The 11,844-nt window shown below is 71.6% G+C and carries 9 protein-coding genes and 1 pseudogene; 5 read left to right on the top strand and 5 right to left on the bottom strand.

Features of this window, described 5'->3' with window-relative positions:
- The 5 genes and pseudogenes from EAO75_RS43340 to EAO75_RS43320 all read left to right on the top strand — a co-directional run.
- Positions 1-594: pseudogene (locus tag EAO75_RS43340) on the top strand (hypothetical protein); the annotation flags it as partial.
- 125 nt (positions 595-719) lie between these two features.
- A complete protein-coding gene (locus EAO75_RS43335) occupies positions 720-1,691 on the top strand; it encodes a hypothetical protein (protein WP_148000649.1) in 972 nt (323 codons plus the stop codon).
- Between the two features lie 267 nt (positions 1,692-1,958).
- On the top strand, positions 1,959-3,008 hold the full coding sequence (locus EAO75_RS43330; RefSeq protein WP_148000648.1) for an acetyl-CoA carboxylase biotin carboxylase subunit family protein: 1,050 nt from the start codon (positions 1,959-1,961) through the stop codon (positions 3,006-3,008).
- The gene (locus EAO75_RS43325; protein WP_187284832.1) at positions 3,005-4,222 is read left to right on the top strand and encodes an MDR family MFS transporter; all 1,218 of its coding nucleotides are present in this window, start codon (positions 3,005-3,007) and stop codon (positions 4,220-4,222) included. Before EAO75_RS43330 ends, EAO75_RS43325 begins: the two co-directional genes overlap by 4 nt.
- A 98-nt stretch (positions 4,223-4,320) precedes the next feature.
- Positions 4,321-4,965: a nitroreductase family protein gene (locus tag EAO75_RS43320; RefSeq protein WP_148000646.1), complete on the top strand. Its 645-nt coding sequence runs from the start codon at positions 4,321-4,323 to the stop codon at positions 4,963-4,965.
- 47 nt (positions 4,966-5,012) lie between these two features.
- Here the strand turns inward: EAO75_RS43320 and argJ are convergent, their stop codons facing one another.
- From argJ to EAO75_RS43295, 5 genes are all read right to left on the bottom strand, one after another.
- Positions 5,013-6,194, bottom strand: a complete 1,182-nt coding sequence (gene argJ, locus EAO75_RS43315) for a bifunctional glutamate N-acetyltransferase/amino-acid acetyltransferase ArgJ (protein ID WP_148000645.1) — start codon at positions 6,192-6,194, stop codon at positions 5,013-5,015.
- A gap of 182 nt (positions 6,195-6,376) precedes the next feature.
- Entirely contained in the window at positions 6,377-7,351 is a 975-nt protein-coding gene (gene cs1 / locus EAO75_RS43310) for a clavaminate synthase Cs1 (protein ID WP_148000644.1), read from the bottom strand.
- A complete protein-coding gene (gene speB / locus EAO75_RS43305; protein ID WP_148000643.1) occupies positions 7,348-8,298 on the bottom strand; it encodes an agmatinase in 951 nt (316 codons plus the stop codon). The genes cs1 and speB overlap by 4 nt, the downstream gene beginning before the upstream one ends.
- A gap of 82 nt (positions 8,299-8,380) precedes the next feature.
- The gene (locus tag EAO75_RS43300; protein WP_148000642.1) at positions 8,381-9,907 is read right to left on the bottom strand and encodes an asparagine synthase-related protein; all 1,527 of its coding nucleotides are present in this window, start codon (positions 9,905-9,907) and stop codon (positions 8,381-8,383) included.
- 2 nt (positions 9,908-9,909) lie between these two features.
- The gene (locus EAO75_RS43295) at positions 9,910-11,625 is read right to left on the bottom strand and encodes a thiamine pyrophosphate-binding protein (RefSeq protein WP_148000641.1); all 1,716 of its coding nucleotides are present in this window, start codon (positions 11,623-11,625) and stop codon (positions 9,910-9,912) included.
- Between the last annotated feature and the right edge of the window lie 219 nt (positions 11,626-11,844).

The following is an 11,844-nucleotide window of genomic DNA, read 5'->3' as shown; positions in this document are numbered from 1 at the left end:
GCCCCGTTGCCCACGCCCCCGCATCCGGAGCAGCCCCCCGTCTACCCGGCGTCCCCGGGCGGCCCGGACTCCTTCGCGCTGGACCAGCTGGCGACGGAGGCCGCCGCCCGCGCGCACGTCCTGCTCGGCACCGGCCGCGACCCCGTCGCCGAACTGACCCTGTGGCAGGACGCCATCCGGCTCGCCGCCGCCCGTCCCGGTTCCGGCCTCACCGCATCCACGCGCGCCCTGTACTCGTCCCTCGCCTCCGCCGCCGACCGCACCCCGGCCGAGCTGGCCCGCGCGGTCGCCGCCTGGCGCCAGGGCGGCCTCGAAGGGCTCACCGTCCTCGAAGAACCCTGGGACCCACCCGCCGGCCGCTTCGACCGGGCCCGCCCTCTCCTCCTCGCCGCGGACCTGCCCGCCTTCCGCCCCTGGCGCAACCGGCTCACCCACCCCCGCGGCCATCTCCAGCTCCGCCTCGGCCGGGACGGCCTCTGGTACCCGTACGAGTCGGAACCGGGCCACGACGACTGGTGGCCGCGCGGCACCCCGGACCTCGACCCCGTCGGCGCCCTCACCGGCCTCGACCTCGGCGCGGCGCCGGAAAGCTGACTCGGCTCAACGTCCATGGACCTTCCCCACGCCCGCCACCGCCCGTACCCCAGGAGCAACTACACTGCCGCGAAGTCGACAGACGACACACAGCAACTGGCCGGAAACGAACGGTGGGAGAGGCCATGGCAACGGGGGGATGGGGTCCTGGACCCGGCTCGGGACAACCGGGCGGCAACGGACCGGGCGGCCAGGGCTGGGGCCCCAACAACGCCTACGGGCCCCACACCGGCGGCAACCCCTACGGCCCGCCCGCGCCGAACCCGTACCCGAATCCGAACCCGTACCCCTACGGCCCGCCGCCCGGCGCCCCCGCTCCCGCGGCGCGCCGCCGCGGTAGCTGCCTGTCGTACTTCTCCCCGTTCTACCTCGCCTTCGCCATCATCCGCTCCGCACACCGCGTCGCCACCCGGCTCTTCGTGCAGCAGGGCGACGGCCGGATAGTGGACCGCACCGTGGACCGCGTCCAGGTGGCCCGCACCGTGCTCGGCGTCCTGGCCACCCTCGCGCTGATCCTCGTCTACGGCGTGGAGAAGGACCGCTGGAACAACGCGGCGGAGGCGGGCTTCGCCAACGCGCTCATCACGCCCGTCCTGCTGATCTGCACAGGGCCGCTGGTCATCCTCGGATTCATCCTCTACGCGCCCCCACACCTGCGGCCGCACATGCGTTCCCGGCTCGGCGCCCCGGCAAAGGCGGCCGGCTGGTACGTGCTGACCCTGGTGGTCCTCGCCTCGGTCATCTACGTGGGCGGGACGGGACTCAAGGACAGCCTGCACGGCTGGCAGGTGTATCCGCTCGCGCTCGTCCTGATGGTCGCGATCTTCTGGGGGCTGCCCTTCTTCGTCCTCGCGTCGCTGTACTCCGCCCGCAGTGCCTTCAACACCGCCCATGTCCACCCGATGCTGCCGCCCGTGGTCACCGGCGTACTGGTGTGGGTGCTCGCCATCTTCAATCTGATCGACAGCGGCATGCCGGCGGGGCCGCCGGTGGCCCAGTTCTGCTCCCTGCTGGGCGGACCGCTGTCGGTGACCGCGGTCTCGGCGTGGGAAGTGTGGCGCCTGCGGTCGCGCTTCGGAGTCACCGTCCGAGGCTGAGCCGCAGCCGGGCACGGGTCGGCGCCGGGCGCCGGCGCACCACGACAAGAATCGTGCAAGGCGTCGTCCCACCGACTGCAAGCCGGTGCCGGACGCCGCGTTGCCCAGCACCCCCGGCGTCCGGTGCCGGTGCGTCACATCGCTTGCAAGAGTGCGTCAAGGCCGACAGGACAGGCTGTGCGGCGGGTCGCTGGTGATCGGGATCGGCTCGGTTCTGTTCCCACCCGGCGACTCGCTCCTCAGCCGTCTTCCTCCTCGGAGATCGCCATGGCGCAACGCCCGAAGATAGTTCTCGTCGGCCAGCTCCTGACCACCCCGTGGGTGCTCGACGCCGCCCAGCGGATCGGCGTCGACGTGGTGCTCGTCCCCTGGACGGGAACCAGCGTCGAAGCGGCGCGGCAGGCCACCGCGGTCACCGAGGTGCTGCCCCTGGACGTCGAAGGGGACCCGGACAGCGCGCTCTCGGCACTCGTCGAGCGCCACCGCGCCGACCCCTTCGACGGCATCATGGCGGGCAACGAGCTGGTGGTGCCCTTCACGGCCCGTGCCGCGAAGGCCCTCGGGCTCACCGGCCTGTCCGAGCAGGCCGCGGCGATCGTGCGGGACAAGCGCGCCATGCGACGCCGGTTGAGCGAGGCGGGCCTCGAGGTGCCCGGGTTCGTCCTCCTGGAGCGCGCGGAGGACTGGACGGACGCGTTGACGCTGCGCTTCCCGGTGGTGGTGAAGCCGGTCCGCGGATTCTCCAGCCTGGGCGTCATCCGCGTCGACGACAAGGAGCAGCTCGAACAGGCCGTCGGCCGCACCTGGGAGCTGGTTCAGGCCCGTGCCCACAAGCCCGTCGAAACGGGCGGGGGCGGCGGCGTCCTGGTCGAGGAGTACCTGGACGGGCCCGAGATCTCCGCCGAGTCCCTGGTCCACGACGGCCGGGTACGGATCGGCGCCATCGCCTGGAAGGGGGAGATCACGGGGCCGTATTTCGAGGAGACCACGCTACGGGCGCCGGCCCAGCTGCCCACCGAGATCCTGTCGGCGATCGAGGCGGAAGTCGTCGCCGCGCACCGGGCCTTCGGCGTCGACCAGGGCGCCACGCACACCGAGCTGCGGTTGGTCGGCGGGGTGCGGCCGGTCCTGCTGGAGATGGGCGCGCGCATCGGCGGCGGGGGCTTCATGCACCACTTCGTCCAGGTCAGCAGCGGCATCGACTTCGCGGCGGACACCCTGCGCGTACACCTCGGCCGTGAACCGCTGTGCTGGACCGAGGAGACGGTGCCGACCGGGTTCGTGCCGCGGCGCGAGACGGCGGAGAACGGCTCGTGAAGCGGCGGGCCTCGGCCCTCGAAGGACTGCCGAGGGCGTTCTGGTGGCTGTGGGCCGGAACGCTCATCACGTCCGCCGGCGGCTTCGTCGTACCGTTCCTCGCCATCTATCTGACGACCGTGCGGGGCTACTCGGTGTCCTTCACCGGCGTGGTCATGGCGGTGTTCGGCATCGGCAGCGGCCTTGCCTCGCTGGTCGGCGGAGTGCTCGCGGACCGTCTCGGCCGCAGGGCGGTTCTGCTGGCCAGCGAGGCGCTGACCGTCGTCGGCATGCTGGGGCTCGGCGCCGCGCACAGCAAGGTCCTGCTGCTCGCGGGCACCCTGGTCGTGGGAGTGGGGCTCAACGCGACCCGGCCGGCCCGGGCGGCGGCCGTGACCGACCTGGTGGAGGAGGCCGACCGGCCGCGTGCCTTCTCCCTGCTGTACTGGGCGACCAACCTCGGCTTCTCGGTCGCCGCCGTCACCGCCGGGGTGGCCGCGGAGCACGGTTTCCTCGTGCTGTTCCTGGTGAACGCGGGCGCCAACCTGGTCGCCGGCGTGATCGTCTACCGCTACCTCCCGGAGACCCGGCCGGAGTCGGCCCAGCCGCCTGACCGACCCGTCGGGCGGGGGACGGGAGCCGTCTGCCGGGACCGTTCCCTGCTGGTGCTGCTCGGCTCGGTGCTGTTGCTCGGGGTCATGTTCCAACAGCCGTTGGTGGCACTGCCGCTGACCATGACGGAGCAGGGGCTGACCCCGGCGCAGTACGGCACGGCCATGATGGTGAACGGCCTGGTCATCGCGGTGTTCCAACTGCCGCTCGGCCGATTCGCGCAGCGGCTGCGGCCGGAGTCCGCACTGGCCGCGGCCACCGTGCTCGCCGCCGTCGGCTTCGGCCTCACCGGCCTCGTCCACACCCTGCCGGGCTACGCGGCGACCGTGGTGCTCTGGAGCCTGGGAGAGATCGTCGTCTGGCCCACGTGCATGGTGCTCGTGGCCCTCCTGGCACCACCCCACGCACAGGGCGGCTATCAGGGGAGGCTGCTGATGGTGTGGAGCACGTCCGTGGCCCTGGCACCGCTGCTCGGCAGCCAGTTGATCGAGGCGTCCGGCACGACCGCGGTCTGGACGGCCTGCCTGGCGCTGGGGCTTGTGGCGGCCGGCATCCACCTCGTCCTCGCGCGTCTGCGCCGGGCACCGGCGCCCGAGGACGCCGACCCCGTGCTGCAGTCCTGACCCACCCCGACCGGCGTGCCGCTCGCACCCGCGTGTGAGCGGTGCTCGTCCACCCACCACCCCGGTCCCCGCGGACCGCCAACACCAAGGGATGACCCATGTCGTTGCTGGAACTGAACCCCGACGAACTGCTGACCACCACCCGATCCGTGCGCAAGCGGCTGGACCTGACCCGCCCGGTGCCGCTGGAACTCGTCAAGGAATGCATCAACGTCGCCCTGCAGGCCCCCACCGGGAGCAACCGGCAGACCTGGCACTGGATGGTCATCACGGACCCGAAGCAGCGGGCGGAGATCGGTCGCTTCTACCAGCGCGCGGTGCAGACGTATCTGGGCTCGGAGGGGGCGTGCGGCACGCTGTACCCGGAGGACCCGGCACGTCACGCGGTGCAGCAGCGCGTGGGCAGCAGCGTCGCCTACCTGGGTGAGCGGATGAGCGAGGTGCCCGTTCACGTCATCCCCTGCCTGGACGCGAGCGCGGCGCCCGAGTACAACGAGGCGGGCATGTGGGGGTCGATCGTCCAGGCAGGGTGGAGCTACATGCTGGCCGCCCGGGCGCGCCGGCTGGCGTCCGCCTGGACCACGCTGCATCTGATGTACGAGAAGGAGATAGCCGAGCTGCTGGGCATTCCCGACGGCGTCGTCCAGGCGGCACTGCTTCCGACGGCGTACTCGATCGGCACGGACTTCAAGCCCGCGCCGCGACAGCCGCTCGACGAGGTGATGCACCTCGACACCTGGTAGACGCGGCGCGGCCCCTCACCCCCGCTCGGGGTGAGGGGCGCTCGCGCTCACGTCGAATAGTCGGCGTTGAGCCGGACGTATCCCTCGGTCAGGTCGCAGCCGTACACGGTGAAGGCACCGTCCGCGATGGCGAGATCGATGCCGATGACCACCTCGCTGCCGCGCATCTGCTCGGCCACCGCGGCGCGCACCTCGTCCTCGTCGCGCCCGCCGTGCCGACCGGGCGGGTAGACGGCCACCTCACCGAACCGGATGACGACCTTGTCCTGGTCGATGTCCGTGTCCTCGGAGCACTTGCCGATCGCCATGGCCACCCGCCCCCAGTTGGGGTCGCCGCCGTGCACCGCGGTCTTCACCAGCGGCGAGTTGACCACCGCCTTGCCGACGCGCTTGGCCTGTGCGGTGTCCCGGGCCCCGCCCACCCGCACCTCGATGAGCTTGCTCGCGCCCTCGCCGTCCGACGCGATGCTCTTGACCAGCTCCAACGCCACCTCGTACAGGGCCTGTTCGAACGCCACGGGGTCCACGGGCCCCGCCAGGCCGTTGGCGAAGAGCGCCGCGGTGTCGCTGGTGGAGGTGTCCGTGTCGATGCTGACCGCGTTGAACGTCCGGTCCATGACCCGGCGGAAGACCCGGTCCTGCTCCTCAGGGTCCAGCCGGGCGTCGGTGGCGAAGAAGGTCAGCAGGGTGGCCATGTCGGGCTCCATCATGCCGACGCCCTTGGCGATGCCGGTGATCACCGCGTCGCCGACCCGCCTGCGGGCCACCTTGGGCCGGGTGTCCGTGGTCATGATGGCCCGTGCCGCCCGCTCGAAGCCGCCGTCGGCAGCCGGCGGGGCAAGGGTCTTGATGTGGTCCCGGATACCCTCCATCGGATACTGCCTGCCGATCACGCCCGTGGAGGCGATGAGCAGTTCGTCCTCGGCCAGGCCGACCGCCCGGGCGACCGAGGCACGCACCTCGCGCGCGTTGCGTTCGCCCTGCGCCCCGGTGGCCACGTTCGCGTTGCGGGCGAGCACGACGACACCCCGGGCGCCGCGGTCCGCGGCCGCCTCACGGCTCAGCAGCACGCTGGGCCCGGCGAAGCGGGAACGCGTGAAGACCGCACTCACCACGGCCGGCTCCGTGGACATCAGCACGGTGAAGTCGTCGCGTCCGTCGTCCGCCAGCCCGACGGGCGCGGTGTGCACCGCGAACCCTCGCGGATCGAAGGCTGCGCTGTCTGTCATGGTCGATCGTCTCCCTGGAAGCGGATATCGGTCCACCGGCCGACGGAAGTGCTCACCAGGCGTCCGGCGGACCCTGGCATTCTTCCCTGTACCGGGTGGACATACGGACCTTGGACAACCGACTGGCGGCGTGGGCCGGCCCTCCCCGGGCCGGCCCACGCCGCCAGTGACCGTGCGACGGACTACCGGCGCGGCGCGAAGTCCACGACGTCACCGGCCCGTTCGCCACCGGACAGCTGTCCGCCTCGGTCCGTGCGGATGTAGACCCGGTGCAGCCAGCGGTCCTTGCCGTCCCAGCGCGGGCTGAAGGGTGTGCGGGCGTGCGTGGTGCGGAAGTTATCGATGATGACCATGTCGCCGGGGGTGAGGCGCACCGACTCGCTCACCTCGTCGAGCGCCTTCGACAGCACGGACACGGCTTCGACGTCGGCCGGCTCCCGCGGCGCGAGAAGTTCACGGTCGTATCCGAGCAGCGGGTCCTGCGGATCGCCGTAGAACGGCCTGACGTCGGCGATGGCGCCGGGGTCCTCGACGCCGCCGCGGAACGCGACGTCCACGCAGCAGGGCATGGGGCGCTCGTAGAGGTGGCTGCGGACCTCGTCGGGGATGAGGGGCAGCGCCCGGCGGATCGAGCTCACCAGCGTGGCCGCCTTGCGCTCGTGGTCCGCCCGGGAGCAGGCGAGCATCACATAGTTCGGCTGGAGGACGTGGTACGCCATCTCCGTGTGGAACTCCAGCAGGGTCTCGGAGGTCTCCGAGGACAGGTGGTGCGCGCCCGGCGAGGGATACACGTCGTGGTACACGGAGCCCGAACGCAGCTCCCGGTAGCCGGTGTGCAGGCCCAGGCGGCGGCCGACGATCCCCAGCATCGCCTCCATCCGCTGGAGCGGGCGGTCCACGGGCGCCGGGGTGCTGGTGGGGGTGTCCGGCAGGTCGTCGTCGCGCTCCACCGGCAGGCCGCGCAGCAGCAGGTAACCGGCGTGGTTGCCGCCCGCGTTGAAGTCGTCGAGCGCCGCTCCCAGGTCCTCGGGGAGGTCGGCGGCGGCCTCACCCGCGGCGTCGAGGAAGCCGTACAGGTCCTTGCGGGGGATCTGGGGCAACCGGGTGGTCAGCCCGAGCAGATGGGCGGAGTACTCCGAGCAGTCGATCACGGTCACGAGCTCTTCCTTTCTCGGGTGACGGAGCGCGCGTACTGGTACAGCAGTTCGGCTCCTATCTCAGTGGCCAGCACGGAGGTGATGCCGCCGTGGTCGTAGAGCGGCGAGACCTCCATGACGTCGAAGCCCACCGGGCGCAGGTCGCCGACTCCGCGCAGCAGGGCGAGCACCTCGCGCGAGGTGGGCCCGCCGGGAGCGGGTGTTCCGGTGCCCGGCGCGAAGGCCGGGTCCACGACGTCGACGTCCACCGACACATAGACCGGCAGGTCGCCGACCTGCTCACGGACCAGGGCGGCGGTGGCCTCGGGGCCGAGCGCGCAGAACTCGTCGGCCGTGAGGATCCGCACTCCGTGCCCGCGGGCGTAGTCCAGTGAGTCGGGCTGTGGATTGTGCCCCCGGATCCCGATCTGCACCATGCGCTGCGGGTCGACGAGCTTTTCCTCGATGGCGTGCCGGAACGGGGTGCCGTGGTGGTACTCGCCGCCGTAGAACGCGGGGTTGGTGTCGGAGTGCGCGTCGAGGTGCAGTACGGCGACGGGGCCGTGCTTGCCCGAGACCGCGCGCAGGGCGGCCAGCGTGAGCGAGTGGTCGCCGCCGATCATCAGGAAGGCGGCGTTGTCGGCGAGCAGGCCGGTCAGCCTCTGCTGGGCGGTGTCCATCGCGATGTGCATGTTGAACGGGGTCAGGTCGATGTCCCCGGCGTCCACGCAGCTGATGAGGTCGAAGGTGCCGGGCCCGCGGTCGATGCCCACGCCGTGGATGAGGCCCGACTCGTTGCGCACGGCGCGCGGACCGAAGCGGGCTCCGGGCCGGTAGCTGGTGCCGCCGTCGTAGGGGGCGCCGATGACCACGACGTCCTTGCCGTGGGGTGACGGGTCGTGCGGTAGGCGCATGAAGGTGGGGATCTGCGCGTAGCGGGGGGAGATGTTGGTGTCGATGCGATTCACGGTGTAGTCCCTGTTCGGTGCAGATATCCGGGGTGGGACGGACGGTGCGGGGTCGAGAGGTGGCCGGTGGACGGGTCGCACGTCACTGGGCGGCCGTCCGGGCGTCGGCGTCCAACCGGTCGGCGGCCCACTGCACGACCGCGTCGGTCTTCACCTCGTCCGGGTGCCGGCCCTCGACGACGACCTGGTCGAACAGCTGCTGTACGACGAGGTGCTTGGCCCGGTGCACGCTCCCGGGCGGCACCGACGACTCCGTCAGCAGCCGGGTGAACGAGGAGGTGGTGCCCGAGCCCTCGTGCACGCCGAGCTTGGGACGGATGACGACCTCGTGCGGCAGCAGATCGCCCATGGCGGCGCGCAGCACCCACTTGTCCTGGCCGTAACGGCGCTTCAGCCCCGCTTCCAGACCGACCAGCACGTCCAGGACGTCACGGTCCCAGAAGGGGTGGGTGGACCAGTGGCCGCTGATGCCGGAGAGCACCGGCGTCATCTCGTTCAGCCCGTCGAAGGTGGCCATGTCGTGGCAGACGGCCGTGTCCAACTGGGGCAGCCGGTCCTCGCGGTGCATGCCGCCCAGCGGGATGTCGGCGCCGTACCCGGTGAGGATCCGCCGGCCCGGCCCCTCCAGTCGCAGATACAGGGCCGTCAGCGGCAGCAGGTACTCGATGATGTCCGGGTCCAGGGACTCCGCCGCCCATACCGCGTGCGGCAGTTGCCGCAACAGGTCGGCGGTGGACATGCTGATCTCCCGGTGCGCGGAGGCGAGATGGGTGGCCACGACGCGGGCCTGCGGGAACTCGTCGGCCTCCTCGGTGCCCATGGAGACGGTGTCGATGGGCCCCGCCGACCGGCGGGCGGCCAGCGTCGCGACGCTGGAGGAGTCGATGCCCCCGGAGAGCACCACCAAGGGCGTGTCGCTGCCGGTGCGCGCCGCCACCGCACGCTCCAGAACCCGGCGGACCGAGTCGACCGCCTCGTTCTCCGACACGATCCGGCGGCCCAGCGGCGGCGTCCACGTCTGGTGGGCGACGCACTTCCCGGTGCCCACCGCGATGTCCAGCACGGTGCCGGCCGGTACCTGGTGGACGCCGGCCAGCCGGCGGACCGGCCGGGCGGCGATCGGCCGCCCGGCCGGAGCCGCCCGCAACGCCTTTGCCTCGGTCGCCGCCAGGACCCGGCCGGCCGTGGCGCAGGCGTACAGGGGCACCGACCCCGCATGGTCGGTGGCGAGCACGGTCCGGCCGGCGGACCCGACCAGTGCGGCGAACCGCCCGTTCAGCAGCCGGAACGCGTGCACGTCGTAGACGGCGAAGAGAGCGAGGACCAGGGCTGCGTCGCCGACCGGGGACGCGTCACCGGGCAGCAGCCGGATCAACTCGTCCTGGTTGTACAGCTCCCCGGCGAGGATCACCGTGGTGCCCCGGGCGTGGGCGTGAGCGCTGTCCGGGGCACCGGAGTGCAGGAGGACGGCGCGCAGGCTCTGACCGTCAATACGCTCGCTCAGTTCGGTCCGGGAGCCGAGGGACGCGAAGACCGGGTCGAGGGGCGAGCCCCCGTCCTCGCTGACCTCGACGAGGAAGCCGACGGAGGCGGGGAGGTTCCGCGCCATGATCAGATGCTCAGGGCGCCGAAGCCGCCGGCCTGGAAGTCGTAGTTCACCGGCACCTCGACCACGAACGGCCGCCCCAGCCCCGCACCCTTGCGCAGCGCGGCAAGGAGTTCCTCACGCGTACCGGCCTTGATCGCCTCGACGCCGTTGGCGCGGGCGAGCGCGACGAAGTCGACGCCGGTGAACTTCACCGCCGGGTCGAAGGAGCGGTGGTGGCCGAGGTTCTGGTACAGCTCGATCAGGCCGTTGGTGTCGTTGTTGACGACGACCGTGACGATCGGCAGGTTGAGCCGGGCGATGGTCTCCAGGTCGGCGCTGTTGGAGTGGAAGCCGCCGTCACCCGCGATGAGGAAGGTCGGCTGTCCGGGCCGGGCGAGCTGGGCACCTATCGCCGCCGGCAGACCGTAGCCGAAGCTGGAGCAGCCCGCCGAGGTGAGGAAGCCGAACGGCTGGTCGGCGCGGGCGAACAGCACCCCGTAGTGCCGGAAGAACCCGATGTCGGAGACGATGGTGCCCTCACCGGACTCCGCGGTCTCCTCCATGACGGTGTTCATGCAGTCGATGACCTGGTGCACCCGCATGCCGTCGTCGTACTGGTCGGGGTCGGCCAGGAACTCGCCGATCCGCTCCCGCAGCGGCGTGATGTCGTGCGGGGTCTTCGCGGCGACGTCGGCCGTCCGGCTGTCCAGGTACTCCATGAACATCTGCACGTCGGTGACGATGTCGACGTCCGGGCGGTAGACCCGCGGAATCGGGTTCGCCGTCGGCGACACCCGCACCGTCGTCTTCTCCCCGCCGCGTTTCCACATCGAGGGCCGCAGGTCCTCGGCGTAGTCGTAGCCGATGGTGAGGATGACGTCGGCCGGCCCGAACAGGGTCTCCAGGGCCGGGAAGGACAGGATGCCGTCCATGTAGCCGGTGACCGCGCCGTAGTTGAGCTCGTGCCCGTGCGGCAGTACGCCCTTGGCGATGTAGGTGGTGATCACGGGGATCTGCAGCCGCTCGGCCAGTGCGCGAATGGTGGGCACGGCGCCGGAGCGGATGGCCGCGGCACCGACGACCAGCACGGGGTGCTGCGCCGACCTGAGCAGGTCGACGGCCTGGTCCGCGGCCTGCTCCCAGCCGGCCTCGACCGCGCCGATCGGCTTGGCCGGAGTCCTCGCCGGGGGGTGTTCCACCGAGGTGTCGATCGCGCCGCCGAGCAGGTCGACCGGCAGGGAGATGAAGCTGGGGCCCACCGGCTCGGTCATCGCGGCGGTCATCGCGGAGTCCACCAGGTCGGTGATGTCGTCGGGCCGCTGGAGTTCCACGGAGTACTTGGTCATCGGGTCCATGACCGCCACCGAGTCCAGGCACTGGTGGGTGTCATTGGGGAAGATGTCGTGCGACTCGGACTGGGCGGCGAGTGCGATGACCGGGGACCGGTCGAGTATGGACGTGGCGACCCCGGTGGACAGGTTGGTCATGCCGGGGCCCAGCGTGGCCCAGCAGGCCTGCGGCCGGCCGGTGATGCGGGCCAGCACGTCGGCGGCGACGCCGGCGGTGAACTCGTGACGGGTCAGGACGAAGTCGATGCCCTCCGCCTCGTCGAAGAGGATCGACGCCGCCTCCCGGCCCACCACGCCGAACACGGTGCGCACCCCGTGGTCGTGGAGTCGCCGCAGCAGGGCGTGGGCGGTCGTCGGGGAAGTGCTCGGGCCGGTGGAGACACGTGACATGGCAGCTCCTCTGTGGGGAAGTCCCTGAATCAGGCGTGTGCTCGTCCAGACGGCACGGATTGGCGTGCCGGCCTGGGCACCGCCGAGTGTGCCGAGCGTGTCTTGCAGCGGCATGGACATCCCCTTGCGGCGCTCGTGCCCGGGACGGCCCGTCCGAGCCTGCTCGGTCAGTGGATGCCAAGTGCGTGCCAAGCGGGCGCTGTCAGCATCTGCGCAGTC

This window comes from Streptomyces sp. UW30 (assembly GCF_008042075.1).
Taxonomy (GTDB): Bacteria; Actinomycetota; Actinomycetes; order Streptomycetales; family Streptomycetaceae; genus Streptomyces.
The sequence above is the reverse complement of the archived record's forward strand: the minus strand, read 5'-3'. Positions and strand labels throughout refer to the sequence as shown.

Excerpts from the sequence above, each read along its gene's own strand:
- EAO75_RS43330 (WP_148000648.1), top strand. The coding sequence starts at position 1,959 with ATGGCGCAACGCCCGAAGATAGTTCTCGTCGGCCAGCTCCTGACCACC.
- argJ (WP_148000645.1), bottom strand. The coding sequence starts at position 6,194 with ATGACAGACAGCGCAGCCTTCGATCCGCGAGGGTTCGCGGTGCACACC.
- EAO75_RS43335 (WP_148000649.1), top strand. The coding sequence starts at position 720 with ATGGCAACGGGGGGATGGGGTCCTGGACCCGGCTCGGGACAACCGGGC.
- EAO75_RS43295 (WP_148000641.1), bottom strand. The coding sequence starts at position 11,625 with ATGTCACGTGTCTCCACCGGCCCGAGCACTTCCCCGACGACCGCCCAC.
- EAO75_RS43300 (WP_148000642.1), bottom strand. The coding sequence starts at position 9,907 with ATGGCGCGGAACCTCCCCGCCTCCGTCGGCTTCCTCGTCGAGGTCAGC.
- EAO75_RS43320 (WP_148000646.1), top strand. The coding sequence starts at position 4,321 with ATGTCGTTGCTGGAACTGAACCCCGACGAACTGCTGACCACCACCCGA.